Genomic DNA, 26,196 nt, shown 5'->3' on the forward strand with positions numbered 1-26,196 from the left:
GCGTCGTCAGTGCTTCCTTGCCCTTTACCATTTTGTCTCGCCCTAAACTAAAATATAACAGGGCCAGGACACTAGCTCGTGTTCAATGAAAAATATAATAGTCACAATATTAGGAACAGGTAGGTGGGTACATGAGTTGTTATGTCGAACCCAGTATTAATTGTATTTCGGAAGCTTGGCAACAATTTACCAGCAAGACCCCCAATAACAATCAGGTCTATGATTTTTCGGTCCGGTCAGAGATTCTGGACTCATGGACGCGGTGCCGCGATGCCGGGGTTAAGCCCAACGATGCCTGTATCCATCTCCAGCTTGACAGTATCAGCCTGCGGGTGATGCTCAGAGAAAACCGGGAGCTTATTAATATTGCCAAACCGTTTATGACTAATTTGTACGAGGTTGTCGAAGGCTCCGGTTTTGTGGTGGTATTAACAGACCGGCGCGGTTATATCATGGAGCTATTTGGGGATGAGGATGCGCTGACCAATCCGATGACAGTAAGCTTTTTCCGCGGTGCCAGCTGGTGCGAATCTCAGGTAGGCACAAATGCAATCGGAACAGCGCTGGTTATAAAAAAACCGATTCAGGTATCCGGTTCTGAGCATTACTGTCTTGAGCATCACTCTTTGACCTGCTCCGCGGCACCCATTCTTGATACTCAGGGGCAAGTACTGGGGATATTAGACGTTTCCGGCGCGGCCACGGCTGCCCATCTTCATACGCTGGGCATGGTTGTGGCCGCCGCGGAGGCAATCATGGCGCAAATCAGCATTCAGAAAAAGAACAATGAATTAAGCGTAATGAATAACCGGCTGACAAATATCTTCAATACCATGTCAGATGGCGTGATTTTAGTTGACAAACAGGGGGTAATCAGCGAATTAAATCCGGTAGCGAAGCAAATTCTCGGGTCCGGCTTAAACAGAGTTGAGGTTAGACCGGGAATTCTGGTGGAAAGCATTTTGGGAGCGAGGAATACGCTGATTGAAAAGATACTAAAGCGTAAGGAACCATGTGCGGAAATGGAACTGATGCTGGAGACCGGTAACGGGCTGAGCCACTGCCTGGCCTCCGGCGAAACGGTGACCGATGCCCAGGGGGCAGTAACCGGCGGGGTTATTATTCTCCGGCCGATCAAACAGATTCAAAGCCTGGTAAACAGGTTCAGCGGCCATTACGGGACACTGCAGTTTAGTGACATCATCGGTGGCAGTAAAGCCTTGCTGGAAGCCGTCAGGGTCGCCTCGCTGGCTGCCGCCTCTATGTCCAATGTCCTGCTCCAGGGTGAAAGCGGCACCGGCAAGGAAATTTTTGCCCAGGCCATTCACAACCGGAGCAACCGTCAGGCCGGGCCTTTTATTGCCGTAAACTGCGGGGCGATACCACGTGAGCTTATCGGCAGTGAATTGTTCGGGTATGCGGAAGGGGCCTTCACCGGGGCTAAACGGGGGGGAAAACCGGGAAAATTCGAGTTGGCCTGCGGCGGTACTCTTTTCCTGGATGAGATCGGCGATATGCCGCTTGAACAGCAAGTGGCCCTGTTACGGGTTCTGCAGGAGCGAAGAGTGATGCGGATTGGCTGCGATAAGGTTATTCCTGTCGATGTCCGGGTGATCTGTGCCACAAATAAATGCCTGATGACGGAAGTGGAAAAAGGTACTTTTCGTAAAGACCTGTACTACCGGCTTGATGTTATCTCCATTACCATCCCGCCCCTGCGGGAGCGGTCAGATGATATCGTTGCGCTGTTTAACTATTTTCTCGATAAACAGGATAAGCATTGCCGGCGATTTGTTGTCAACCCGGAGGTTATTGAGCGGATTGTACGCTATGACTGGCCCGGCAATGTCCGGGAACTGCAAAATGTGGTGGAGCGGATCGTCAGTCTTACGGAAGGCCAGGTTGTGACTTTGGCCAACCTGCCGCAGGAGATCTGCAACTGCAAGGCTACTACCACCCACTCCCGTGAGCGGCTGCAGTTTCCGGCCTCTAATATTGTTGAATCCTTTTGCCGCCGGGAGCAGCGCCGGCGGGTCCTTGATGAAAATGAAAAACAGGAAATTCTGGAGTTATTGTATAATCATGGCGGCAATGTCAGTATGACCGCCCGGGATATGGGGGTTTCCCGGAATACACTCTACCGGAAAATGAAACAGCATGCTATTTATAAAGAACTAAAATGCAAAGTAGAACAAGTGTCACTTTAAAGTGACACTTGTTGCGGCAAATGTAGCATGGCGCAACACTAAGCTAGGAGGAATCAGCCGTCGAAAGACGGTTGATTCCTTCTATATTTTATTAAACAGGTTAACCTTCCACCTGAATAAGGGCAACAGCCGCCGCCGTTTTGGCCAAGTCGGCACAAACCGTGCTTTCTTGACCGTTTATTGCATTTGGCACAGATCTTGCGTTTATATCTGGTATAACGCTTAAGCCAGTGATCAAAGTAACAATTAGGCAGCAGAGCAGGGAGGGTGGTTGATGAGAGTAGTTCCCGTCTATCAGGCGGAAGGCATGGTTCTTTGCCACGATGTGACTGAAATTATTCCCGGCAAGTGTAAGGAAAGAGCGTTTAAGAAAGGGCATATCATCAAAAAAGAGGATATTCCCAGGTTGCTTACGATTGGTAAAGAACATATCTACGTCTGGGAGGTAAATGAACAAAAGCTGCATGAGAATGACGCGGCGGTAAGACTGGCCAGGTCCGTAGCCGGTCCGGGTTTGCAACTGGCAGAGGCTGCCGAGGGTAAGGTGGAATTAAAGGCCGGGATTAACGGTTTATTAAAGGTAAATACGGAAGCCCTGGAAAGAATTAATGATATTGATCAGCTGGCTGTGGCGACTTTACATTCGAACCAGATGGTCGCTGTTGACCGTAAGGTCGCCGGCTGCAAAATTATTCCGCTGGTCATTGCAACAAATAAGCTGCAAAGAATTGAGCAGATTTGTGCTGCTTATTATCCGGTGGTAGAAGTCAAACAGCTGCAGGCCTGCAGGGTAGGGGTGATCACTACCGGCAGCGAGGTGTATCATGGCCGGATTAAGGATTGTTTCGGACCGGTGCTGACAGAAAAGTTTCAGTGTCTGGGCAGTTCTGTTTTACAGCAGATTTTTGTGCCTGATGATATCGCGATGATTGCTGAGGCTATCCACCGCCTGCTGCAGGCCGGTGCTGATCTGATAGTCACCACCGGCGGTATGTCGGTTGATCCTGATGATGTAACCCCGGCCGGTATCCGGGCCGCCGGCGGCCGGATTATTACCTATGGGGCGCCGACCTTGCCGGGGGCTATGTTTATGCTGGCCTATTTCGGGTCAGTGCCTGTTCTCGGTTTGCCGGGCTGTGTCATGTACCACCGGAGTACAATCTTTGACTTGGTTGTGCCACGCCTGCTGGCAGGCGAAGAACTGACCCGCAAGGACATCACCAGACTTGGGCATGGCGGCTTGTGTCTGTCCTGCGAGGAATGCCGTTATCCTGAATGCGGCTTTGGCAAAGGCCGGTAAAGCCCGCAGTGAGTGTGTATTTCGGGGAATTCAGTCCCCTGAGATATAGGTTAGTGATAAAGGAGAGAAGAAGCAGATGCAAAAAAAAGTGCTAAATATCAATGGTTTACCCAGAACATTAATTGTTGACACGGAAGCCAGTCTGGCCAGTGTGCTCAGGGAACAACTGCTGCTGACCGGCTGCAAAGTCGGCTGTAATCAGGGACAATGCGGTACCTGCTCGATTATTCTCGACGGCAGGGTAGTAAGATCCTGTGTTGTTAAAATGAAAAGAGTGCCTGATGAAGCCAATGTGACTACCATTGAAGGCCTGGCCACTCCCAACAATCTTCATCCGCTGCAGGTTGCCTGGATGGCCTATGGCTGTGCACAGTGTGGTTTCTGCAGCCCCGGCTTTATTTTGTCGGCCAAGGTTCTGCTTGATGAAAATCCCAATCCTACCAGAGCCGATGTCCGCAACTGGTTCCAGAAAAACCGTAATGCCTGCCGCTGCACAGGGTATAAGCCGCTGGTCGATGCCGTGATGGCCGCTGCCAAAGTGATCCGCGGTGAAGTGCGCAAGGAAGAACTGCTGTATCAACCGGTTGGCAATAAAATCTACGGTACTACCTACCACCGTCCGTCCGCCTTGCAGAAGGTTACCGGTACCTGGGACTTTGGCGCCGATGTCGCGCTGCAGATGCCGCCGGGAACGCTCCGGCTGGCGTTGGTTCAGGCCGAAGTATCTCATGCCAATATCAAGGGTATTGATACTGCCGAAGCAGAAAAGATGCCTGGTGTTTATAAAGTTGTTACCCATAAAGATGTAAAAGGTAAAAACCGTATTACCGGTCTGATTACTTTCCCGACGAATAAGGGCGATGGCTGGGACCGGCCGATTCTGTGTGATGAAAAAGTATTCCAGTTTGGTGATGCCATTGCCATCGTGTGTGCCGATACGGAAGAACATGCCCGGGCAGCGGCCAAGAAAGTCGTCGTCGACCTGGAAGTGCTGCCTGCGTACATGAGCGCCCCGGCCGCCATGGCTCCTGATGCCATTGAAATCCATCCGGGCGTACCTAATGCTTATTTTGAACAGGGTATTGTCAAGGGCGCAGACACCAAACCGCTTATGGAGAAAGCCGATGTGGTAACCGTTGAGGTTGACACTTATTGCAGCCGGCAGCCGCATATGGCGCTTGAACCTGACTGCGGGTGCGCTTATTATGATGAAGAGGGCCGTCTGACCATTCATTCCAAGAGTATTGCCCTGCATTTACACCATGCCATGATTTGTCCGGGAGTCGGCATTGAACCGGATAAACTGCGGCTTGTCGCCAACCCGACAGGCGCCACCTTCGGCTACAAGTTCAGTCCGACCAATGAAGCTTTGCTGGGTGTGGCTTGTATGGCTACCGGCAAACCGGTTTCCCTTAACTTTAATATGTATCAAATGATCACTTATACCGGCAAACGCTCGCCGGTGTTTATGAAATGCAAAATCGCTGCCGAGAAAACAACCGGCAAGCTGGTGGCTATGGAAACCGACTGGGCAATGGATCATGGCCCGTACAGCGAGTTCGGCGATTTGGCCACACTGCGTCAGGCTCAGTTTACCGGTGCCGGTTATAACATACCCAACATCCGCGGCAAAGGCCGCACTGTCTGCACCAACCATGCCTGGGGCTCCGCTTTCCGGGCCTACGGCTCACCGCAGGCATTCCTGGCTTCAGAGATTGCGATTGATGAACTGGCAGAAAAACTGGGGCTGGACCCGCTGGAATTCCGGTTTAACAATATCTACCGGCCTGGCGATACGACACCAACCCAGCAAGTACCGGAAGTATTCTGCTTTGAAAATATGTTTAATACGCTGCGGCCCTTGTGGAAAGAGGCAAAACAACGCTGCCAGGAACTGTCTACGCCGGAGAAGAAACGCGGGGTAGGCCTGTCGCTGGGGATTTATGGCTGCGGCCTTGACGGTCCGGACGGCTCTCAGGCCTGGATTGAGTTGACTCCGCAAGGCGTTTCGGTTGGGTCATCCTGGCAGGATCACGGCCAGGGCGCCGACCTTGCTGCCTTAACCCATGCCCATGAAACCCTCCGCCAGATGGGGATTACACCGGAACAAATCAAGCTGGTGATGAATGACATGGCGTTTACCCCGGCCAGCGGCCCGTCGGGCGGCAGCCGGCAAAACGTTATGACCGGGAATGCTATCAGGGTCGGGTGCGAAATGTTAGTAAATGCTATGCGTAAACCGGACGGCACTTTCCGTACCTATGACGAAATGGTAGCCGAAAACATTCCTCTCCGTTATGATGGCAAATGGGCGGCCTCGATGTGTACGGACTGCGATCCGGAAACTGCCAAGGGGAATCCATTCGCTGTCTATATGTATGAAGTATTTATGCCGGAGGTTGAGGTTGATATTAAGACAGGCAAGGCCAGGGTGGTTAAATTTACCACAATTGCCGATATTGGCACCCTGACCAACAAGGCAACTACCGATGGCCAAATCTATGGTGGTCTGGCCCAGGGGATTGGCCTGGCCCTGACGGAAGATTTTGAGGACCTTAAAAAACATACTAATCTGGTAGCGTGCGGTTTCCCCTTTGTCCAGGATATACCGGATGAGATGGATATTATTTACAATATAACTCCCCGGGAACACGGTCCGTATGGGGCCGCCGGTGTGGGTGAAGGGCCGCTGACCGCACCCCATCCTGCCATCCTGAACGCTATCTACAATGCTTGCGGTGTACGCATTTATGCCGTTCCCGCCCTCCCGGAAAAAATTAAAGCCGGCCTGGAAGCACTTGGTGCCAAGCGGGAGGTTGCCGGCGGCAAATAATAAAAATTAAAGAATTTGTATAGGCCTAAAGCGAACTGGAAAACCGGCCTGGCTTTCAGTTCGTTTTAGGTTTCCCTGTACCAGGGAAAGGATGAGCGGTGTGGATCAGAAACTACTGCGTCAGCGGGAAGCCAAATGTGTGCAGGAAAATCCGCCTGGTTGTACGGCTGCCTGCCCTGTTCATGTCGATGTCCGGGGAATCGTTAACGCTGTACGTAAGGGGGATTATGCGGCAGGCTTTGCTTTGTTGTACAGAATCATCCCTTTTCCGGGGATTATCAGCAGGATTTGTGAACAGCCCTGTCAGCAGGCCTGTAAGCGTAATGAAGTGGATGAGCCTATTTTTATCCGGGCTTTGGAAAAGATATGTGTTGATAACAATACAACTATACCTAAAATTATGCTGCCGCTGCCGAAAAAACAGAAAGTGGCGATTGTTGGTGCCGGGTTAAGTGGTTTGACCGCCGCCGTGGAACTGGCCCGCAAAGGGTACCAGGTGACTGTTTTTGAAGCAGCAGACCTGTTGGGCGGCAGCATCCGGAAATTTCCGGGAAATAAATTACCCCTGCCGGTCATTGAGGATGATTTAGCCAGGCTGCAAAAATTGCCCCTGACGATCAAAGCGGCTATGCCGGTTACGCGGTTAGACAGCCTGTACCCGGATTTTGATGCCGTTTATCTGGCGACCGGCAACCAGGCCGCTTACTTACAGTTAGATCTCCAACTGGACGCTGCGGGGATGATTATAGTCGAGCCCTTATCGCTGGTAACAAGCAACAGCAAGGTTTTTGCCGGTGGCAGCCTCCGCCGTGAGGCTAACGGTTATTCGGCGATTCTCTCGATTGCCGACGGCAAGGTGGCGGCAATCTCGATTGACCGTCTGTTCCAGAACGCTTCCCTGACCGCCAACCGGGACACAGAAGGACCGTTCAAGAGCACCCTTTATACCAACATTGACGATGTAAAACCTGAGCCTATGGTCTGTGCGGCTGCGGCTGACGGGGGCTATACCAAGGAGGAAGCCGGTGCGGAAGCCGAGCGCTGCCTGTTGTGCCAGTGTCTGGAATGTGTTAAGGTCTGTGAATATCTGGCCCATTACCGGGCTTACCCCAAGCGGTATGTGCGCGAAATATATAATAATTTATCAATTGTAATGGGCATCCATCATGCCAATAAGATGATAAATTCCTGCAGCCTGTGCGGCCTGTGCGAGCAAGTCTGCCCGCAGAAATTAAATATGGGTGAGGTGTGCCAGCAGGCGCGGCAAATGATGGTGGACAAAGGGAAAATGCCGCCGTCAACCCATGAATTTGCCCTGCAGGATATGCATTTCAGCAATAGTGACCGCTGTTTCCTGGCCCGGCATCAACCAGGCTTTGCCACAAGTACGGTTGTGTTTTACCCCGGCTGCCAGCTGGCGGCGTCATCACCACAGTACGTAAGCCAGGCTTACCAATTTTTGTGTGAAAAAATGGCCGGCGGGGTTGGGCTGATGCTGGGGTGTTGCGGTGCTCCGGCCAAATGGGCCGGCCAAGAGCAGGAATACCAGGAAACGCTCCGCCAGATTGACCAGAACTGGCGGGAGTTAGGGAGCCCCAGGGTAATTACTGCCTGTCCAAGCTGTTACAGCCTGTTTAGGCACCACGTTCCGGATATGGCTGTCGAGAGCTTATGGACAGTGCTGGACCGTATTGGCTTGCCGGCCGGGGCGGGGGCGGCCGGTCTTGGGCAGAAACTGGCAATCCATGATAGTTGTACCACCAGGGATGAGCCTGAACTGCAAAATAGTGTGCGCAGTATTATGTCGAAGCTGGGGCTGCAGGCTGAGGAACTGCCGCTTAACCGTGACACTACTGTCTGCTGCGGTTATGGCGGTTTGATGATTTATGCCAATCAAGAGGTGGCCCATAAGGTCATCCAGCGGCGGATTAAGGAGAGTGAGTCAGACTATCTGACCTACTGTGTGATGTGCCGCGATAATTTCGCCAGTCAGGGCAAACGGGTTCTGTATCTGCTGGATGTAATTTTTGGCAGCGATGCCAATCACCTTGCGGCCCAGGCCGGTCCAGGTTATTCAGCCCGTCAGGAGAACCGGGCCCGGCTGAAAACAACGCTGCTGCGGGCGGTGTGGGGGGAACCGGGTGTGGAGGAGGCCCAGGCAAAGTTTAAAGTCACCATTCCCGAGGATGTATTGCGGGTTATGGAAGAAAGAAGGATTCTTGTTGACGATGTAACCCGGGTGATTGACCATGGGGAAACCAGCGGCAATAAGCTCAAGGACCCGGTCAGAGGCCATTATATCGCTTATTTTCAGCCGGCTAATGTAACCTACTGGGTCGAATACCTGCCGCAGGATGACGGTTTTGTTGTGCGGAATGCCTATTGCCACAGACTTGTTATTACCAGCTAGTGGAGGAGACAGCCGATGAGCACTTACAAGGTTCAGCAGCAGCAAATGGTTATTATTTGTGTTAAGTGTGGTATTCAGCTGACATTGGGGCAAGTGACGCTATCCTATCTGGAAAGCAGCTTTCCGGTCGAGCTGTATAGATGTTCTGCCTGTGGCTTAGTGTACATACCGGAGGAATTGGCCAATGGTAAAATGAAGCAGGTGGAAGCCGCGCTGGAGGATAAGTGATGATTCATCACCATCCCGGCGGGTTACCGTTAACGAAGCGGGTTGTTGAGTGCGCGGCCTTTGCGCCGGGGGCCCGGGTTGTGGATATTGGCTGCGGTACCGGTCAGACTGTGGAATACTTACGCAATACCTGTGGCTTACAGGCAGTGGGAATAGACTTGGCCGAGTCACGGCTGGAGCAGGGGCGGGCCCGGGTGCCGGGCTTACCCCTTATGAGAGCGGCCGGCGAAGCATTACCCTTTGCGACTGCCTCAATGGACGGGGCGCTGGCTGAGTGCAGCCTGTCGGTTATGACGGATAGCAGCAGGGTTTTGGCAGAAATACACAGGATACTTGTTGACAGGGGAAAACTGGTGATTACCGATCTGTATGTGCGCAAGCCGGCTGCCGCTTGTCCGGCCGGTGCCGGCCCAGGCGGCGAATTGCGGAAGCAGCTGGCGGATGCCGGGTTTCGCATTCTGGTATGGGAGGATCAGACGGCTTATTTACGTGAATTTGTGGCTTGTTATCTTATGCAGTATGGTTCAATAGCAGAGCTTTGGCAATGCACAGCGAATGGCAAGATGAACAAACAAATGGGATATTTTCTGCTGCTGGCCGAAAAATGCCAGACGAAAGGGTGAGGCTTATGACTGATCAACCATGTCCGCGCTGTCAGGCCCCGATTAACAGCGTACCTTTGTATCAATGCTGCCGGTGCTTTACGATCTATTGCAGTAACTGCCGGGAGACGCAGGCGGGGCGGGCCTGTCCGAAATGTGGAATGGGCTCGCGGTTAATACTGGCCCAGGGAAAGTAAAAATAAAGGTTTTCTTTGGGGGGTGAGATGATGAACGAGCAAGAGCAACAGGTTTCTGCCGATAAAATTGAGGCTGACTCTATTATCGTGGAAGTTACCGATAAAAGCACCGGCAAAACGTTCAGGCGCAGCCTGCCGGTGCGGTATCTGGAAAACGATAACGGCATAATTTTATATGGGGAAACAATGGATGCTGTCCCGACTCAGATTAGTCTCCTGTCGGAAACGGCTCTGGCAAAACTCAGTGGTTTGATTGGCCGGGGTCCGGACCAGCCACGGTGCAGCTAAGGAGGGAGACGATGACAGAAACGTTCTTTCAACTGATGGAGTTATCACAGGCCGGGTTTTACTGCAGCCAGATCCTGCTTATTATCGGCCTGGAGGCCCAGGGCAAGGAGAATCCGGATTTGGTGCGGGCCATGTCGGGGTTAAACGGCGGGCTGGGCTTTTGCGGCAAGACCTGCGGTGCTTTGACCGGTGGTGCCTGTCTTATCGGCCTTTATGCCGGCAAGGGAACAGCTGAGGAAATGGAAGACAGCCGTCTCAACGATATGATCAGAGAGCTTGTGGGATGGTTTGAACAAGAGAATCTCCCCCGGTTTGGCAGTATCAATTGCCATGATATTTTAGAGGGCAATCCTGCTAACCGGATGTCACGCTGTCCGCAGCTGGTGATGCAGACCCTGGATAAGGTTAGAGACATTCTGGCAGCTAACGGCTACAGCCTATAAGGCGGGGCTCATCGGGCCGCAGCTGTCAGAGAGCGGGGGTTGTGTATGCAAAGGTTCATTCAAGTCAGGGCCGGGCGGGAAAACGGGCCAGGTAAGATTGTCGGCCTGGTGGTGGCGGCAGGCTATTCATCACGTATGGGCGACTTTAAACCGCTATTGCCCTTAGGAGAAAAAACAGTCATTGAAACGGCTGTGACCAGCCTGCGCCAGGGCGGAATCAGCGATATCCGGGTTGTGGCCGGACACCGGGCTGCTGAACTGCGGCCTGTATTAGAGTTGCATCAGGTTGATATTATCGAGAATCTGGACTATGCGCAAGGCATGTTTTCCTCTGTTGTTACAGGTTTAAAAACATTTGCCGGCAAGGCGGATGCCTTTTTGCTGTTGCCGGGTGATTGCCCGCTGATCAGAAGATACACCATCAGGCAGTTGGTTCAGGCCTACCGGCGGCTGGCGCCAGCCGTTGCCTACCCGGTATTTAACGGGCTGCGGGGACATCCGCCGCTGATTAGCGGCCGCTGCTACGGCTCTATTCTTACTGATCCTGGCGCTGCCGGGCTGCGGGGGATACTGGACCGGTTTGCTGCTGACGCCGTAGAGGTTAACGTAGCCGATCAGGGGGTGGCGCTTGATATCGACACACCTGATGATTATAAGCAGCTGCAGGCTTTTTATGCCCGCCAGGAGATACCCACTGCCGACGAATGTTTGGCCATGCTGCACAGATATCAGGCTGATGACCGGGTAATGCGCCATGGGCAGGCAGTGGCCGAGGTCGGCCGGCGTATCACCGGGCTGCTTAACCAAGCGGGACTTAATCTTAGTGAGGAACTGGTGGTTGCCGGCGGGCTTGTCCATGATCTGGCCAAAGGAAACCCGAATCATTCCCGGCGGGGTGAACGGCTGATCACCTGTATGGGATTTCCGGCGTTGTCAGGCATTATAGCATCCCATATGGACCTGGAGTTTACCCCGGAGTATGTGCTTGATGAAGCGGCGGTGGTATTTCTTGCCGATAAATTAGTCCAGGGCGACAGGATCGTATCGCTTAGCGAGCGGTTCAAACCGGCTTTGACCCGTTTTGCGGACAGCCCGGAAGTTATCAGCTCTGTTTTACAAAGGCAACGTACGGCCGAAGCCATCAGGGACCGGATCGGAAGTATGTTAGGAATCAGTAGTTTCGAGGCAATGGTCGTTAATTAGGGGGGAAGAGCGTTGTGAAGCCTGTCTACTTAAATAATGCAGCGACTGCATGGCCTAAGGCACCACCGGTAGACGAAATGGTGGCTAAATGCATAGAACAGCTGCCATTCCATGCCGGACGCGCCGGCTTTAGCGGGCCCGATGTACCGGGTGAGTGTCGCCGGTTATTGGCGGGTTTGCTGCAGATACATGAACCCAACCGTATCGTTTTTTGTCCTAATGCTACACATGCCCTGAATATTGCCCTGCAGGGCATACGCTGGCAGCCGGGGGCGGCAGTAGTCACTACTGCCGCTGAACATAACTCTGTCCTGCGGCCGCTATACTTTCTGTCTAAGACCAGGGGGATTAATGTCCATTTTATCCCTGTGGATAAAATGGGACGGGTTATTACGGCGGCGTGGGCAGCCGCTATGCGGCAGGTTAAACCGCAATTGGCTGTTTTTACGCATGCCTCCAACGTCACCGGCGCGGTTAATGATGCAGCCCTGCTGGCCCGGCTGGCCAAAGAGGCCGGGGCGGTAACCCTGCTGGATGCCGCGCAAAGTCTGGGAATTATGCCGGTGCTGCCGGCAGTCTGGGGGATTGATATGGTAGCTTTTACCGGTCACAAGTATCTGTTGGGGCCTACAGGGACCGGGGGCTTATACATCGCCCCGGCAGCAGAGCTTCAACCCATATGGGTGGGAGGGACCGGGATTCACAGTGATCTGGAAGAGATGCCGCCGGTTATGCCGGCCCGTTTCGAGGCCGGGACCCCCAATGATTCGTCCTTTGCCGGTCTGGCGGCAGCTGTGGCCTGGGCGAGCCAGTGTAAGGCCGATGCTGCCGGCCTGCTGGCAAAGACGGAGCGTTTAGCCAGCGGTCTGGCAGCAGCCGGAGCCAGGGTCATAACTGTGGCAGCACCGCGGACGCCGGTAATTTCTTTTACCCTGCCCGGGTGGGAGGTCGAGGATGCCGGCGATGTGCTCCATAAAAGTTTTGGTATTGTTTGCCGCACCGGTCTGCATTGTGCGCCCCGGATTCATTCCTGCCTGGGGACGGCGCCGGCGGGAACCGTGCGGTTCGGCTTGTCGCGGTTTACCACCGAAGAGGAAATTGATTATTGCCTGGAAGCCATAGGCACGATGCTGCATGAAACCGTATGACTGGAAGAAGGCGGAAAACTGCTTTGGCGGGGCTAATATATATGAATACCGGCTGGCAATTAAAACCGATGAGGTGCTGATAACAGGCCTGAGCACAGCCGGTACGGTCAAATATCACCGGAATTTTCCCCGGCCTTTTTTTCAGGCCAATCTTAGTGATGGAACACTGGTAAAAGGGGTAATTGCCGATTCGGTGATTAAAGTTAGTTTTCCTCAGGTTGATTGGGAGGGCAGCAAAAAGCAGTTTGAGAGTTTCCTGACCGACCTGATCAACCGGCATCCTGGAAGGGAGCGATAATCTAGCTATGAATGCAATTTACAGGCAACAGGAAATTGTTCTTTCGGCAACAGAGAGTGTCTGTCCGGAGTGTTTACAGCGTATTCCGGCCAGGCGGGTAGCCAGGGGGGACAGTGTGTTTCTCCGGAAGTCCTGTCCTGAGCATGGCGAATATCAGGTATGTGTATGGGAGGGAGACCCTGACTATTTCAGCTGGAATAATGTGCAGACCCCGGCTATACCACAGGCCGATACAACCACAGGCCGCCGCGGCTGTCCGTTTGACTGCGGCTTATGTCCGGAGCACCGTCAACAAACGTGTTGTGTGCTGCTGGAAGTGACCGGCAAGTGCAACCTGCATTGTCCTGTTTGTTTTGCCTCAGCCTCACCTGCCGGCGGCACTGAGCCGGATCTGGCGGTTATCGAGGGCTGGTTCCGGCTGCTTATGGACAAAGGGGGTCCGTATAATATCCAGCTGTCAGGCGGCGAGCCGACAGTCAGGGATGATTTGCCGGCGATCATCACCCTGGGCCGCAAACTGGGGTTTGAGTTTTTTCAAATCAATACCAACGGTCTGCGGCTGGCGGCAGAGGACAGCTATACCGCCCGGTTGAAGGCGGCCGGTTTAAATTGTGTGTTTCTGCAGTTTGACGGCATGGATGACGGCGTGCATACAAAATTGCGCGGCCGGCCGCTGCTTGCTGAAAAAAAGCGGGTGATTGAGGCCTGCGCTGACCATGATATCGGCGTTGTGCTTGTGCCGACCCTGGTACCGGGGGTCAATGACATGCAAATAGGGGACATCCTGCAATTTGCTGTCAGTAAGATGCCGGTAGTGCGGGGGGTCCATTTTCAGCCGGTCAGCTATTTCGGCCGCTGTCCGGAAAATCCCGGCGATGCTGACCGGCTGACCATTCCCCGGATTATCCGGGAGATTGAACGGCAGACAGCCGGACAGATGAAAGCCAGGCATTTTTTCCCTCCCGGCGGTGAACATGCTTATTGCTCTTTTCATGGCAATTTTGTGTTGCTGGCTGATGGCAATTTGCAGCCTTTATCGCAGGCTAAAAGCAATACCGGCTGTTGTCAGGCGCGGGCCACCCAGGGCTCCAGGCAGGCCCGGCAGTTTGTTGCCAGGCAATGGTCGGCAGCCGGAAACAGGCAAACCGGCAAGCCGGAACAAAGCCCCTCGGCGCAGCTGGCTGGTGATTTAACCAGCCTGGATGAATTCCTGGAACGCATCAATACCTATAAGTTAGCTGTATCCGGCATGGCGTTTCAGGATGCCTGGACCCTGGATTTAGAGCGGCTGAAACACTGCTTTATCCATGTGGTCGGCGCCGATAACAGGTTGATTCCCTTTTGTGCCTATAATCTGACCGACCGGCAGGGGCGGTCTCTGTACAGGGGAAAACCATGACCGGAAAAATACCGGTAACGCCGTTAGAGGCCTGGATTACAAACAAAATAAAAACAGCAGCCGGTTGTCCAACCCGGGAGTCGCTTAAGCGCTGGCAACTGGCCCGGCTTAATGAAACACTTGCCCGGGCGCGGGCCGCCAGTCCTTTTTACCAGCGCCACTGGGCAGCGGTGGCACCGCAGGCGCTCGTGCAGCTGGAGCAGCTGGCCGGTTATCCTTTAACAACACCGGCTGATGTGGGGGAACAGGGCCTGCAGATGGTGGGAGTATCCCAGGGGGAGATCAGCCGGGTGGTGACACTGAATACCTCAGGTACTACGGGCAGCCCCAAACGTCTGTACTTTACGGCTGCGGACCAGGAGCTGACGATAGATTTTTTCCGGTATGCGATGGCAACCTTTGTGCAGCGGGGGGACCGGGTCCTGATCTTGCTGCCGGGCGAACGCCCGGGCAGTATTGGCGATCTTTTAGGCAAGGGGTTAGGGCGCAGTGGTATTGGTGCTGTTGCTTTTGGCTTTGTTACAGAGTTAGCGGCGGCTGTTGCCGCCATGTGCCGGGAGCAGGCGACCTGCCTGGTGGGGGTCCCTGTGCAAGTGCTGGCGATGGCCCGCTACTGGGAACAGGTCCGTAAGGGTGACTGGTCGCCGCAGTATATATTGTTAAGCACTGATTATGTCCCGCAGGCGCTTGTCCGGGAATTGGAACGAATTTGGCGATGCGAGGTATACGAGCACTATGGCATGACCGAGATGGGGTTTGGAGGCGGGATCGAATGCGCCGGGCACAGGGGTTATCATCTGCGGGAAAACGATCTGTATTTCGAGATCATTGACCCGGTTTCGGACCAACCGCTGCCGGACGGCGAATATGGCGAGCTTGTCTTTACTACCCTGACGCGGCAGGGTATGCCGCTTATCCGCTACCGGACAGGTGATATCTCGCGTTTTATCCCCGGTCAATGCCTGTGCGGCAGCCGGTTGCGGCGGTTGGAACGCATACGAAGCAGGGCAGCAGGCAGGGTAACCCTGGGGACTGATATGTGGCTGACGCTGGCTGAACTGGACGAAGTGCTGTTTACAGTGCCTGGCATCGTTAATTTTCATGCTGCGATGAGTTACGGGGACGCCGCGGCCAGGCTGGTGATCACTGCGGCGGTGGTGGGAATAGCACCTGAAACGGCACTGCTGACAGCGGCCTTGCGTAACCTAGCAAGCATCAGGACAGCGGCAGCTGCGGGGCAGCTGGAGATCCTGATCAAGATGGAAAAATACGGGGACGGTTATGCCACAACCCCTGGCAAAAGAGTGATTCATGTTGCTGGCAGGGCTGTGGCCGGGAGAGGGAGCGATGGCAGGCTATGAGCGGCAGGAATATATATATAATCCGTCATGGGGAAATTGCAGCCCCGGATCAGGTCCGCCGGTATATAGGCCAGCTTGATGTTCCTTTATCGGCTGAGGGAATTCGGCAGGCCCGGCTGTTAAGCACGGCATTAGCCGGCAGAAACATCACCACTATTTTCTGCAGTGATTTGCTGCGGTCAGTGGACACGGCCGGGATCATCTCCCGGCATATTCATATACAACCGGCAGTCAGGGCTGATATCCGGGAGATTGCTATGGGCGAGTGGGAGGGCAAAACTTTTACAGAGATTCAGCAGGCCTATCCGGAAGAGTACCGTAAACGGGGGCAGAATCTTGCCGATTACCGGGTGCCGGGCGGGGAGAGTTTCCGTGACGGCCAGGCCCGGGTGGTCGCCGCCTTTGCCGACATCCTGGCAGTCAGTGAAGGGGATATTCTCATAGTGGGGCACGCCGGCATTAACCGCCTGCTGTTTTGTTCTGTTCTGGGAATCCCGATTGGCAACAGTTTTCTTATCGGCCAGGATTATGGCTGTTTAAACAGACTGATGCAAAGCGGCGGGGGCTATTGTCTAAAGGTATTAAACGCATCTGTGCATAGCCAGCCTTAAAATCGTACAAATTACCTGGAGAAACTCTGTATTTTCACTGGAGGTACCGGTCGTTTGCCACACGGAAATATGCTGGCTCATTTTTTTTTCAAGGCGGCTGGCCTTCCTGGCGGCCGAAACGCTGCTGCTTTAAGGATAGTTGCCCTTGCCTACGGTTTTCACACCCTGTTAGTATTAGCCGCGCTGCTGCTCACTGACCTATTACCCGGCCGGGAAGCAGCCGGCTTTCTTAACCCCGGTGCCGGGCAAACGCTGCCGTTCATTGAAAAATTTATTAAATGGGATGCTCACTGGTATACATATATTGCCGAAACTGGGTACAATATCCAAAGTATTGTTTTTTTTCCGGTCACAATCCTGCTGATCAAGGCCGTGGCCGGCAGCGGTTTAGGTTATGTGGCGGCCGGCTTTGTTGTCTGCAACCTGTTTACATTGCTCAGCTACTATGTGATGGCCAAAACATTTTTACTGGATTTTTCGGCAAAAGAAACCCAGCGGGCGCTGTTGGCCTATGCCACATTACCAACTTCGTTTTTCTTAAACAGTGTTTATACTGAACCGGTGTTTATTGTTTGGTCCCTGGCCTGTTTATATTGCCTGCGGACTGACAAGTGGTGGCAGGCCGGTTTATTTGCCGCGCTGGCGGCCCTGACCCGTAATCTGGGGGTATTGCTGACTGTTGTTTTAGTATACGAATTTATTAAGCACTATTATGATGACCGTAAATGGAAACCGTCGATGCTGGCGGCATTTTTGCCGGTATTGGCATTCGGGGCTTTTTGTGTCTATAACAACAGACTATTCGGTGATCCGCTGGCTTTTGTCCATTCCCAGCAAGCCTGGGGGCGGCAGTTTGGTTTTCCCTGGGATAATTTCTGGAACAATCTTGGTTTAATACAAGCAGGCGTTCCCTTGGTTGAGACCGGCCTTTATCTTGATGCCGTATTGACCGCGCTGACTGGTATTGCCCTGGTATTTGCGACAGCCGTGCCCGGCTACAGGCTGCCCGGAAAGTATGTACTTACGGGGTGGCTGTGGTTTTTACTGCCTTTATTCTCCACCTCACCTGTTTATCCGTTGTACAGCATGGCCCGTTTTGTACTTGTAATATTTCCCCTTTATTTATTTTTAGCCAGACTGCCAACCTTATGGTTTTTTGGCTTGCTCTGGCTGCAGGCTGCCGGGCTGGTCCTCTGTACGGCGCTGTTTATTAACTGGTGCTGGCTGGGCTGATGTATTGACATTTGTTATTTTCTCATGGTAAAATTGTTTAGAATTTAATAGGGCTCTTATCTAGAGTGGTCGAGGGACTGGCCCGATGACGCCCGGCAACCGGCAGCTTCTGCAGTGGTGCTAATTCCAACAGGACTTATCCTGGCAGATAGGAGGAAAGTGTGTAAACAGCTGCCCCTTTCCTCGGAAAGGGGTTTTTTATGATTAATACACTTAAACAGGCTTGTCACAGGCACGGTTACGGCTTAGAAAGCGATATTGCCGGTGAAGACCGGGACATTAGCTTTACATATGACAAGTCTGCGGTTTTTATGCGGATTAATTGCTCAAACCAGCCTGGCCAGGCCGGGGTCACGGAGGTTTTTTCCGCGCTGGCGAAAGCCGGCATAGCTGTTGATATGGTCTCAGTTCAGCCCTGCCAGATTAGTTTTACTGTACAGAGCAGGTTGGCAGATTTAGCAGCGGCGGCTCTTGCAAAAATTGCGGTGCAGCCTGATATGATTACTGACTGTGTAAAGCTGTCGGTGCGGGGGCGGTGCGAACAGCCGTTGCTGAGTACCATTATCACGGTGACAGAAATATTGGCCCGGGCCAATGTCCCGTTGTTGCGGTTAGCCGAGTCTTATGGCTTAATTGAAGGTTTAATTGCCCCCAGGCACATAAGTGCCGCCTGCAAGGCCTTAGCCAGACAGTTCACCTGTTACGGGCAGGGGAAAAAACATAGCTGTGCGGCTTGCCGGCAACAGCCATGACCAGCTTTACGTGACACCGCGTGCAGTTTATGACGATATTGCAAATATTGGCAAATGAAAATAACTGATTGGATAACCAAGGCTAAAGAAGCTCCCTTAGCAGGAGCTTCTTTAGCCTTGGTTATTTGTAATAAACAATTTCAGATAATGAAGAGTGGGGAAGATGGCAGCAAAAATGATGACACCTGGTACAACAAGGAAGCCTGAACATTGCCCGGGGCAGGCTTCCTTGTTGGCATTGCGTAATTTTGTCCCCGCTAAGGCAAACTAGGTCTGTTGCTGTCTGGGGTAGTTTGATATAATGGAATTTGTCAAGCCGTAACGTGAAGTGGCTTTGTTTGCCGTGGCTGAGGCCTATTCAAGCGCTAAAGCGCTGAACAGATAAGACTGGCCATGTCATGCCTGGTAGGCTTGACACAAGCCAGTCTTATCTTAGTGGAATTGTTAATGAGAGACACTAGCAGCCTGCGGTGTCTATGTGGAATAAGCTGCTAAGTCCGTTAGGCTGCTGCTTTTGGTTTATCATTCGTCGAAGGGGTGCAGATATTGTTTGTTCATAATCTTATTTTTCAGGGCGCAAAAGACAATACCGTATTTACCGGCAGAGACAGTGTGTCCTATGGCCGGTTGCAGGAACAGGTAGAGAAATACCGTAATTATTTGTATGCGGCCGGTATCCGTATAGGAGAAAATGTTGGCCTGTTCGCCCGCAATTCACCGGAGTTTGTGTATTGTTATATGGCGATTGTCAGTCTTGGTGCCGTTGTTGTCCCGCTTAATTTTCAGCTGACTGCCCGGGAAATTGCTTTTATTGTTAAGGATGCACAGATGAAAAAGCTGGTTACTATGGAACACCTGGCTGTTGACACTGAACTCAGTCAGCAAAACTACCGGCAGACTGTTACCCAGCTTGTCATACCGGTATTAAAACAGCGGCTGGCCTATGAACACCTACCGGCTGCTCCGGTTGACGACAGCAGTCTTAATGCAGACAGCCCCTGTGCCGTTATCTATACCTCCGGCACGACAGGATGTCCGAAAGGTGCTGTTTTGACCCATAATAACCTTATTGCCAATGCCAGTGCGTTCCGGGAGATGCTGCCGATTACTGCTGACGATAATGTATTGTGCGTGCTGCCCATGTACCACTGTTTTGCCTGGACCTGTGCTGTTCTTAACGCTTTGCTCTGTGGTGCGGCCATTACAATCCTGGAGGCTTTTGCGCCGAAAGAAACCATTGCCGCCGTTAAAGAGTACAAGGTAACGGTTGCCTATGGTGTGCCGCCAATGTATAACCTCCTTACCCGGATTGGTGAAGCGGGTGATTTTGCCGGTGTTAAATATTTAATTTCCGGTGGCGCTTCGCTGCCGGAGAAAGTAGCCCGGCAGTTTGCGGAGAAATATGGCTTGCAGATTCTGGAAGGCTATGGCTTGTCTGAGGCTTCGCCGGTAGTCGCTCTTAACCCTGTGCACCAGCCTAAATACTGCTCCATTGGCAAGGCGCTCCCCGGCCTGGAGGTTAAAGTGGTCGATGCTGACGGGCAGGAGCTGCCGCCGGGTGAGGTTGGCGAGATTATTGTCAAAGGGCCAAGTGTTATGCAGGGCTATTTCAACCTGCCGGCCGAGAGTGCAGCGGCGCTTAAAGACGGTTGGCTCTATACCGGCGATCTGGCTTGCCGGGATAAGGAGGGATATTTTTTTGTTGTTGACAGATTAAAGGACCTTATTATCGCCAACGGTGAAAACATATATCCGCGCGAAATTGAGGAACTGCTGTACTCTTTTCCTGGCATTGCGGAGGCCAGTGTGATTGGTGCGGCTGATGAATTGCGTGGTCAGGTGGCACTGGCTTATGTAGTCATTCAGGAAGGGTACAATTTTGATAAAAAGGCAGTAAGGGAATATCTGCAGACCAACATTGCCGCTTATAAAATACCACGGGATTTTATCATTGTTGACGCCCTGCTCAAAAATCAGACAGGCAAGATCTTAAAGCGTGTGTTGCGTGACCAGACGCAATAAGCAATTCAGAACTTGTAACTTTAGGAGCGCGGGGGGAAGGCGGAGCATGTGCTCAGGTTGTTAACAGGCGGTGATATCAACGAGGTCCGCTTATATTTGGAACGAAATTATCTGGAGTCCGTGGTGCTCAACGGCAATATTACACGCTGCGGGCTTGATAATAACCGGATAGACCGCCGCTGCGGGGATTACTATGGCTATTTTCAAGCAGGCCTGTTACAGGGTATAGTGGCTTTTTATAATCTGGGCAGCGTTATCCCTCACTTTGAGTCGCCGGGCGCTGTACCCGGCTTTGGGGAACTCCTGCGCCAGCGCCGGTTTGAAGTGCTGGCTGGAATGAAGCGGGTAGTAGAACCGCTCAATCTGGCTCTGCGGGGCCATAAAAGGATTCTTGACTATGAAGACAGCAATTATCTGCTTAACCGGGAAAGTAAGCTGCCTGCTGTTCCTGCTTCGGTCCGGCTTGTCAATGCGGGCGAAGTTGAGAGGTCTGCCGCCCTGGGGTTTATTGTCAAAGCATACCGACAGGGGTTTAGCCGCCGCTTTAACCATGAATTGGCTGCAAAACTTATTGATGACCGCAGTCCGGGGGAGGATTTCATTTTCTTGCTTGAGGATGATGTACCGAAAGCCCAGGCCATGATCCAGGTAACAACAAACCGGGTTAGCCAGATTGGCGGCGTATATACTAGTGAAAGCAGCCGGCAGCAAGGATTTTGCAAAATCCTTGTTGCCGAGCTAGGCCGCCGTATTCAGCAAGCCGGCAAAATATCGGTGCTTACGGTGCGGAAGGACAACAGTCCCGCCGGTAAGGCTTACCAAGCTATCGGCTTTGCTCACTATGATGATTATTTGGTCATCAAATATGGTGTTTGAACTGGAGGAGTCTTTATGCGCTTAGCGGTTGGTGTTACCGGCGCCAGCGGCGCCATTTATGGCTATACCTTAATAAAAGCGTTGTCAGGACTGGGGGTTGAGGTGCATGCCGTTTACACCGATATGGGCTGTAAAGTGCTTGCCTATGAGTGTGGGCTTACGCTGGCGGAGCTTACGCCGTATGCTGTGGTTTATGACAACTCGGACCTGTTTGCCGCCGTGGCCAGCGGCTCGTTTAAAACAGGCGGCATGGTTGTGGTTCCCTGTTCAATGCATACTTTGGGGGCCATGGCAACGGCCAGCGGCCGGGACCTGCTCACCCGGGCGGCCGATGTTACACTTAAAGAAGGACGGCGGCTGATCGTAGTGCCGCGGGAGACACCGGTGACAGCCATCCATTTGACCAATATGCTGACCTTGGCTCAGGCCGGGGCGGTAGTAATGCCTGCGGCTCCCGCCTTTACCCATAAACCGGGAACTGTGGATGAGCTGGTAAACGGTATGATTGGCAAGATACTTGATGGCTTTGGCCTGGAGCACTCACTATACAGGGGCCGGGGGTAGTTTCAGCAGGGGCGGGATTGATGTGATATGCTCCCCAAAAGACAGGCAGGAGAAATAATAAAAACCTGTTGCCGAAAGGGGAGTATTTTCATGCCTAAAAAGAGTCAATATAGCAGTGCAGAAAAGTTGGCAATCCGCGTATAAGCAAGGAGCAATCAGTCATAGATCTGTTGCTTATAAATGCAATGGATCTTGCAAATATTAAACGATGGCAGCAGCGTGTTCAATGCATGGAATCGAAGATCTGGCAAATAGATGCCGGAATCAGAGGTAGCCAGCAGAACGGAAACTTGCGGCAGTTCATGAATATCTTCCGGGGAGTCATCTCCGCAAGAAATCATAGAAAAATAAGCCATTAAGCCCGGCCCGGCTAATTCGCCAGCCTGATCAAGAGCCCTGAACGATATTTCATGCCCTGACAATTTAAAGGAGACAAGCTCTTTTTGTTGAATATTTCCTATATTCAGTTATTTTTTGGTGTGATCATTATATAGCCCGGATGCAAGTTATATCAGATAATCCTGCGCATACCGGCGAATGAGCCGCATAAACAAGAGTTCTCACTGTTACTACCTTTTTTTGTTCCGCTTTATGCACGAAAGCTGGTATTAATCTTTGGGGGGGACGATATTGGCAGAACTCAGTCTCATTAGTCAGGAAGTCCAGCAAATTGCCGAGGCCATCAGTTTGGCGGTTGGCTGTGATGTCGAGGTTATAGACGATGCGAGAACCCGGATGGCCGCAACCGGGACGATAAAACATACACAAGGGCAAAAGCTGAGCCATGGACATGTTTACCAATATGCGTTGCAAAATAAGCAGACGGTCATTGTCGATTATCCCGGCAGGCATTTTCTCTGTTCAAGCTGCATAATAGCAAAGGAATGCTATTACTTGTTAACCATTGCGGCGCCGATCCTTGTTGATGGTTCACCGGTCGGAGTTCTGGCAGTAATCGCTTTTGACACGGAGACGGCCAATCAAATCCGGCAGAAGATGGTGAATCTGACCGATTTTGTGGAACGAATGGCCAGTCTTATGGCAGCCAAGATTAAAGAGTATCGCTTGCTCAAATCACTCGACCTGGCGATGGCCGAATTAACAGGGATATTGAATAAAGTAGAAAAAGGCCTGGTGGCATTTTCTGCTGACGGCAATGTACTGCACTTTAATAAAACCGCCGTCGATTTGCTGGGGCTGGGCAATCATCCGGATATTGCCAGGGGTATTCAAGCTGCTGCGGGGCATTTTATCGGCATGGATTCCCAAAGCAGGCCAAGCGTAGTTACCCTCGGCCTTAAATCTCTCTTGCTTGATGTGGAGACCATTGCGATTTCAGGCGACGCGCAAAGTGAAACACTTACCCTGGTCAGTTTTCGTGATTACGCTGCTGTCAAGAAGACAGCCAGCTGTATGACAATCGCCGCCCGTCCCATCACGTTCACCGATATCCTGACCCAGAATGCCGGCATGCAAAAGTTAATCAACTTTGCCAAGAAAATTGCCAAATCATCCTCAACGGTTTTACTTCGCGGCGAAAGTGGCACCGGCAAGGAATTATTCGCCAGAGCCATTCATTATGAAAGTGGCCGCAGCGGGCCGTTTATCCCGATAAATTGTGGAGCAATTCCCGAGACTTTGCTGGAAAGCGAGTTTTTTGGCTATGATTCAGGGGCGTTCACCGGGGCAAGACGCGAGGGGAAACCCGGAAAATTTGAATTAGCCGAGGGCGGTACGCTGTTTCTGGATGAATTGGGGACAATGCCAATCCATCTTCAGTCGAAGCTGCTGCGGGTGCTGGAGGAGCGCAGGGTGGAACGGCTGGGAGGAAAACAATCCTTCGCGGTAGATGTTCGCATTGTCGCTGCGACGAATGAGAACCTGGAAGAACTGGTACAAGCCGGCAGATTTCGCGAAGATCTCTTTTTCCGGGTGAACGTGATTCCAATCTATCTTTTGCCGCTGCGGGAAAGGGTTGAGGATATTCCTCTGTTAGCGGCATACTATCTTAATCATTATTTCGAGAAGATGGGCAAAAAAATCGATCGCCTCGCCGTTGAGGTAGAAGAAGCCATGATGACATACGAATGGCCTGGTAACATTCGTGAGTTTGCCAATGTGCTTGAATATGCCGTTAATGTGGAAGAGAGTAGTGTGCTGACGCTCAACAGCCTGCCCTCACAATTCGACAAGGCACCGGCCAAGGCCAGCAATCCGCAATATCAAACGAAAAGGCAGGAGTTGCGAAACTTATTGCATGAACATGGCTGGGGCAAGGCAGGAAAACAGCAGGCCGCGGAAATATTGGGAGTTAGCCTGGCTACCATATATCGATGGGTCAATGCCTTTAACCTGAAGCCAAAATAGACAAGCGCCTAGCGGATGCGGGTAATTTCTTATACTATTGAAGCGAGAATGTTTTGAGAATATTTTGAGAATATTTTAATAACCCTGGCAAAATTAATATTTGGTCGATTAAGAACCCTTGTAAAATAAGGGTTCTTAATTTATCGCAGCCCTAGATCCTCTTGGCATGCTTATTGCAAAGTAGTATAGTCACTCGGTTGTAAGCAGCAAACAAGGCGGCGCTTCATTACTTTCTTAAAATACGGGAGTAAATATTGGGGGAGGGAGGATATTTAGGAGGCTGGCTATAAGGACCAATGCTTCATTTGCTAAAGAAACAGCCGAGAAATCAGCGGGGGGTAAAGCCATGCGAACCGGGTTTATCCCCAATATGGAATCAAGCTTAGATTATCCCGAATTTGAGGTAAGTTATTAATGCCAAGGAAAGGTGGGGGGAATTATGCCATTCGGACCATATACCATGCTGCTGGATTTTTGTATAGTGGCTGGCTTGTTGTTTGTTGGTCAGCTTCTCAGAGCAAAACTTCGGATAATTCAAAACTTGTACCTGCCGGCATCCGTTATTGCCGGTGTATTAGGAATTTTACTGGGGTCACAATTTCTCAATATTTTGCCCTTTTCCAATAATATAGGCTCATACCCGTATATGCTGGTTGTCGTGCTGTTTGCCACCTTATTTCTCGGCAATGAGAAAATGGATTCGCCGAAAAAAGTTGTTTCCGAGGTCGGCGACACTTTTTCTTATAGTATGATAGCGGAAATAGGTCAGTTTGGTATAGCGCTGCTGTTTGGCATACTGGTTTTCAAGCAGTTTTTCCCCGACTTACACCATGCATTTGCCTTAATGCTGCCGGCCGGCTGGGCCGGAGGCTATGGTTATGCAACTGCTATCGGCGGGGTCTTGCAAAACTATGGGTTTAAGGACGCGTTGACGGTGGGGTTCACAATGGCTACCGCCGGGATGCTGTCAGGCATATTCGGCGGTTTGCTGTTCATTAATATTGCCACAAGACTGGGCATAACCCGGTTTGTAAAAGCAATGGCCAAGCTGCCTGAAAGCATGAAAACCGGTCTAATCCCGCCGGAGGAACGCAAGCCTATCGGAATGGGAACTGTAAGCTCGGGTTGCATTGACCCGTTAGCCTGGCATCTGGTGCTGGTGTTGATTGCTGCAGCCTGCGGCTATTACTCCAACCAGTATTTTAAGGTTATTATGCCTAAATACGATGTTCCCATGATGTGTTTGTCAATGCTGGCCGGCGTGCTTTTACAGCTGCTTTTGAACCGGATGAATTTAGGTCAGTATGTTGACAAGCAGGTTACAACGAGAATTGGCAGTTGCGTAACCGATTTCATGGTTTGTTTTGGCATCGCCTCAATCAAGATTTCCATAGTCGCTCAATACGCAGTGCCGTTAATTTTGCTGTGCATTCTGGGCTTTGTCTGGTGCGGCGGCTTCTTATGGTTCTTAGGGCCCAGAATGTTCCATAATTATTGGTTTGAGCGCGCGCTGTTCTGCTGGGGCTGGGCGACGGGCGTAGTGGCAACAGGGGTTACTCTGTTGAGGATCATTGATCCGGAATTCCGCAGCAAGGCGCTGCAAGACTACGGGTTGGCGTATATTTTCATTGCCGTGGTTGAAATATTCCTGGTTTCGCTAACGCCGGTGTTTGTCGGTCTGGGCTATGTGGGAGAAACCGCGGCTGTGCTGATTGGGGTATCTTTATTCATTTTCGTTCTGTCGATTAAGGCCGGCTACTGGTATAATCCCAACCGGACGGAACTGCGGCCGGGCGAAGAAAAAATAAATATGTAAGTATTTCTCTTGTCTCTGTCAGCAGGCAGAGACTTTTT

23 protein-coding genes and 1 riboswitch are annotated in these 26,196 nt (G+C 51.9%); of the genes, 22 read left to right on the forward strand and 1 reads right to left on the reverse strand.

Features of this window, described 5'->3' with window-relative positions; all coding sequences use genetic code 11:
- Window positions 1-131 precede the first annotated feature (131 nt).
- The 20 genes from SPTER_RS04765 to SPTER_RS04855 all read left to right on the forward strand — a co-directional run bounded on the left by SPTER_RS04765 (window position 132) and on the right by SPTER_RS04855 (window position 21,975).
- Window positions 132-2,207, forward strand: a complete 2,076-nt coding sequence (locus tag SPTER_RS04765; RefSeq protein WP_144349278.1) for a sigma-54-dependent Fis family transcriptional regulator — start codon at window positions 132-134, stop codon at window positions 2,205-2,207.
- A 274-nt stretch (window positions 2,208-2,481) separates the two neighbouring features.
- Window positions 2,482-3,507 carry a molybdopterin-binding protein gene (locus SPTER_RS04770; RefSeq protein WP_144349279.1) on the forward strand — a complete coding sequence of 342 codons (1,026 nt, stop codon included), beginning with the start codon at window positions 2,482-2,484 and terminating at the stop codon, window positions 3,505-3,507.
- Window positions 3,508-3,583: 76 nt separating this feature from the next.
- Window positions 3,584-6,340 (forward strand): molybdopterin-dependent aldehyde oxidoreductase, encoded by a 2,757-nt coding sequence (locus SPTER_RS04775; RefSeq protein WP_144349280.1) that lies wholly within the window; start codon window positions 3,584-3,586, stop codon window positions 6,338-6,340.
- Window positions 6,341-6,440: 100 nt separating this feature from the next.
- Window positions 6,441-8,750: a pyridine nucleotide-disulfide oxidoreductase/dicluster-binding protein gene (locus tag SPTER_RS04780; protein WP_144349281.1), complete on the forward strand. Its 2,310-nt coding sequence runs from the start codon at window positions 6,441-6,443 to the stop codon at window positions 8,748-8,750.
- Between the two features lie 15 nt (window positions 8,751-8,765).
- Window positions 8,766-8,978, forward strand: a complete 213-nt coding sequence (locus tag SPTER_RS04785; protein WP_144349282.1) for a DVU_1557 family redox protein — start codon at window positions 8,766-8,768, stop codon at window positions 8,976-8,978.
- Window positions 8,978-9,601: a DVU_1556 family methyltransferase gene (gene trsM / locus SPTER_RS04790; RefSeq protein WP_144349283.1), complete on the forward strand. Its 624-nt coding sequence runs from the start codon at window positions 8,978-8,980 to the stop codon at window positions 9,599-9,601. The genes SPTER_RS04785 and trsM overlap by 1 nt, the downstream gene beginning before the upstream one ends.
- 203 nt (window positions 9,602-9,804) lie before the next feature.
- Window positions 9,805-10,065 carry a hypothetical protein gene (locus SPTER_RS04795; RefSeq protein WP_144349284.1) on the forward strand — a complete coding sequence of 87 codons (261 nt, stop codon included), beginning with the start codon at window positions 9,805-9,807 and terminating at the stop codon, window positions 10,063-10,065.
- A gap of 11 nt (window positions 10,066-10,076) precedes the next feature.
- Window positions 10,077-10,508 carry a DVU_1555 family C-GCAxxG-C-C protein gene (locus SPTER_RS04800; RefSeq protein WP_144349285.1) on the forward strand — a complete coding sequence of 144 codons (432 nt, stop codon included), beginning with the start codon at window positions 10,077-10,079 and terminating at the stop codon, window positions 10,506-10,508.
- A 45-nt stretch (window positions 10,509-10,553) separates the two neighbouring features.
- On the forward strand, window positions 10,554-11,711 hold the full coding sequence (locus SPTER_RS04805) for a DVU_1551 family NTP transferase (protein WP_144349286.1): 1,158 nt from the start codon (window positions 10,554-10,556) through the stop codon (window positions 11,709-11,711).
- A gap of 14 nt (window positions 11,712-11,725) precedes the next feature.
- Window positions 11,726-12,859 (forward strand): aminotransferase class V-fold PLP-dependent enzyme, encoded by a 1,134-nt coding sequence (locus SPTER_RS04810; RefSeq protein WP_144349287.1) that lies wholly within the window; start codon window positions 11,726-11,728, stop codon window positions 12,857-12,859.
- Window positions 12,846-13,157 carry a hypothetical protein gene (locus tag SPTER_RS04815; RefSeq protein ID WP_144349288.1) on the forward strand — a complete coding sequence of 104 codons (312 nt, stop codon included), beginning with the start codon at window positions 12,846-12,848 and terminating at the stop codon, window positions 13,155-13,157. Before SPTER_RS04810 ends, SPTER_RS04815 begins: the two co-directional genes overlap by 14 nt.
- Before the next feature lie 7 nt (window positions 13,158-13,164).
- Window positions 13,165-14,556, forward strand: a complete 1,392-nt coding sequence (gene trsS, locus SPTER_RS04820) for a radical SAM (seleno)protein TrsS (RefSeq protein ID WP_144349289.1) — start codon at window positions 13,165-13,167, stop codon at window positions 14,554-14,556.
- On the forward strand, window positions 14,553-15,917 hold the full coding sequence (locus SPTER_RS04825) for a DVU_1553 family AMP-dependent CoA ligase (protein WP_144349290.1): 1,365 nt from the start codon (window positions 14,553-14,555) through the stop codon (window positions 15,915-15,917). The genes trsS and SPTER_RS04825 overlap by 4 nt, the downstream gene beginning before the upstream one ends.
- Complete coding sequence (locus SPTER_RS04830; protein ID WP_144349291.1) at window positions 15,914-16,528, forward strand: histidine phosphatase family protein; 615 nt, start codon at window positions 15,914-15,916, stop codon at window positions 16,526-16,528. The genes SPTER_RS04825 and SPTER_RS04830 overlap by 4 nt, the downstream gene beginning before the upstream one ends.
- A gap of 54 nt (window positions 16,529-16,582) precedes the next feature.
- A complete protein-coding gene (locus SPTER_RS04835) occupies window positions 16,583-17,761 on the forward strand; it encodes a mannosyltransferase family protein (RefSeq protein ID WP_170233147.1) in 1,179 nt (392 codons plus the stop codon).
- 53 nt (window positions 17,762-17,814) lie between these two features.
- A riboswitch (SAM riboswitch) is annotated at window positions 17,815-17,916 on the forward strand.
- A 45-nt stretch (window positions 17,917-17,961) separates the two neighbouring features.
- Entirely contained in the window at window positions 17,962-18,513 is a 552-nt protein-coding gene (locus SPTER_RS04840; protein WP_144349293.1) for an ACT domain-containing protein, read from the forward strand.
- Window positions 18,514-18,567: 54 nt separating this feature from the next.
- Window positions 18,568-18,720 carry a hypothetical protein gene (locus tag SPTER_RS24555; RefSeq protein WP_170233148.1) on the forward strand — a complete coding sequence of 51 codons (153 nt, stop codon included), beginning with the start codon at window positions 18,568-18,570 and terminating at the stop codon, window positions 18,718-18,720.
- A gap of 339 nt (window positions 18,721-19,059) precedes the next feature.
- Window positions 19,060-20,535 (forward strand): class I adenylate-forming enzyme family protein, encoded by a 1,476-nt coding sequence (locus SPTER_RS04845; RefSeq protein ID WP_144352754.1) that lies wholly within the window; start codon window positions 19,060-19,062, stop codon window positions 20,533-20,535.
- A 48-nt stretch (window positions 20,536-20,583) separates the two neighbouring features.
- Complete coding sequence (locus tag SPTER_RS04850; protein WP_144349294.1) at window positions 20,584-21,411, forward strand: GNAT family N-acetyltransferase; 828 nt, start codon at window positions 20,584-20,586, stop codon at window positions 21,409-21,411.
- 15 nt (window positions 21,412-21,426) lie between these two features.
- Window positions 21,427-21,975 (forward strand): UbiX family flavin prenyltransferase, encoded by a 549-nt coding sequence (locus SPTER_RS04855; protein ID WP_144349295.1) that lies wholly within the window; start codon window positions 21,427-21,429, stop codon window positions 21,973-21,975.
- A gap of 155 nt (window positions 21,976-22,130) precedes the next feature.
- Here SPTER_RS04855 and SPTER_RS04860 read toward each other — a convergent pair whose 3' ends face one another.
- Window positions 22,131-22,397 (reverse strand): hypothetical protein, encoded by a 267-nt coding sequence (locus SPTER_RS04860; RefSeq protein ID WP_144349296.1) that lies wholly within the window; start codon window positions 22,395-22,397, stop codon window positions 22,131-22,133.
- 208 nt (window positions 22,398-22,605) lie between these two features.
- Between SPTER_RS04860 and SPTER_RS04865 the strand changes: the two genes are divergently transcribed.
- Together SPTER_RS04865 and SPTER_RS04870 are read left to right on the forward strand one after the other, a co-directional pair.
- Window positions 22,606-24,342 (forward strand): sigma-54 interaction domain-containing protein, encoded by a 1,737-nt coding sequence (locus tag SPTER_RS04865; RefSeq protein ID WP_144349297.1) that lies wholly within the window; start codon window positions 22,606-22,608, stop codon window positions 24,340-24,342.
- Window positions 24,343-24,781: 439 nt separating this feature from the next.
- The gene (locus tag SPTER_RS04870) at window positions 24,782-26,158 is read left to right on the forward strand and encodes a sodium/glutamate symporter (protein WP_144349298.1); all 1,377 of its coding nucleotides are present in this window, start codon (window positions 24,782-24,784) and stop codon (window positions 26,156-26,158) included.
- Window positions 26,159-26,196: the final 38 nt, after the last annotated feature.

Origin of the sequence: Sporomusa termitida (assembly GCF_007641255.1) — a bacterium.
Lineage (GTDB): Bacteria > Bacillota > Negativicutes > Sporomusales > Sporomusaceae > Sporomusa > Sporomusa termitida.

Coding starts and splice junctions, on each gene's coding strand:
- SPTER_RS04765 (WP_144349278.1), top strand. CDS start 132: ATGAGTTGTTATGTCGAACCCAGTATTAATTGTATTTCGGAAGCTTGG.
- SPTER_RS04770 (WP_144349279.1), top strand. CDS start 2,482: ATGAGAGTAGTTCCCGTCTATCAGGCGGAAGGCATGGTTCTTTGCCAC.
- SPTER_RS04775 (WP_144349280.1), top strand. CDS start 3,584: ATGCAAAAAAAAGTGCTAAATATCAATGGTTTACCCAGAACATTAATT.
- SPTER_RS04785 (WP_144349282.1), top strand. CDS start 8,766: ATGAGCACTTACAAGGTTCAGCAGCAGCAAATGGTTATTATTTGTGTT.
- trsM (WP_144349283.1), top strand. CDS start 8,978: ATGATTCATCACCATCCCGGCGGGTTACCGTTAACGAAGCGGGTTGTT.
- SPTER_RS04795 (WP_144349284.1), top strand. CDS start 9,805: ATGATGAACGAGCAAGAGCAACAGGTTTCTGCCGATAAAATTGAGGCT.
- SPTER_RS04800 (WP_144349285.1), top strand. CDS start 10,077: ATGACAGAAACGTTCTTTCAACTGATGGAGTTATCACAGGCCGGGTTT.
- SPTER_RS04805 (WP_144349286.1), top strand. CDS start 10,554: ATGCAAAGGTTCATTCAAGTCAGGGCCGGGCGGGAAAACGGGCCAGGT.
- SPTER_RS04815 (WP_144349288.1), top strand. CDS start 12,846: ATGAAACCGTATGACTGGAAGAAGGCGGAAAACTGCTTTGGCGGGGCT.
- trsS (WP_144349289.1), top strand. CDS start 13,165: ATGAATGCAATTTACAGGCAACAGGAAATTGTTCTTTCGGCAACAGAG.
- SPTER_RS04825 (WP_144349290.1), top strand. CDS start 14,553: ATGACCGGAAAAATACCGGTAACGCCGTTAGAGGCCTGGATTACAAAC.
- SPTER_RS04830 (WP_144349291.1), top strand. CDS start 15,914: ATGAGCGGCAGGAATATATATATAATCCGTCATGGGGAAATTGCAGCC.
- SPTER_RS04840 (WP_144349293.1), top strand. CDS start 17,962: ATGATTAATACACTTAAACAGGCTTGTCACAGGCACGGTTACGGCTTA.
- SPTER_RS24555 (WP_170233148.1), top strand. CDS start 18,568: ATGAAAATAACTGATTGGATAACCAAGGCTAAAGAAGCTCCCTTAGCA.
- SPTER_RS04855 (WP_144349295.1), top strand. CDS start 21,427: ATGCGCTTAGCGGTTGGTGTTACCGGCGCCAGCGGCGCCATTTATGGC.
- SPTER_RS04870 (WP_144349298.1), top strand. CDS start 24,782: ATGCCATTCGGACCATATACCATGCTGCTGGATTTTTGTATAGTGGCT.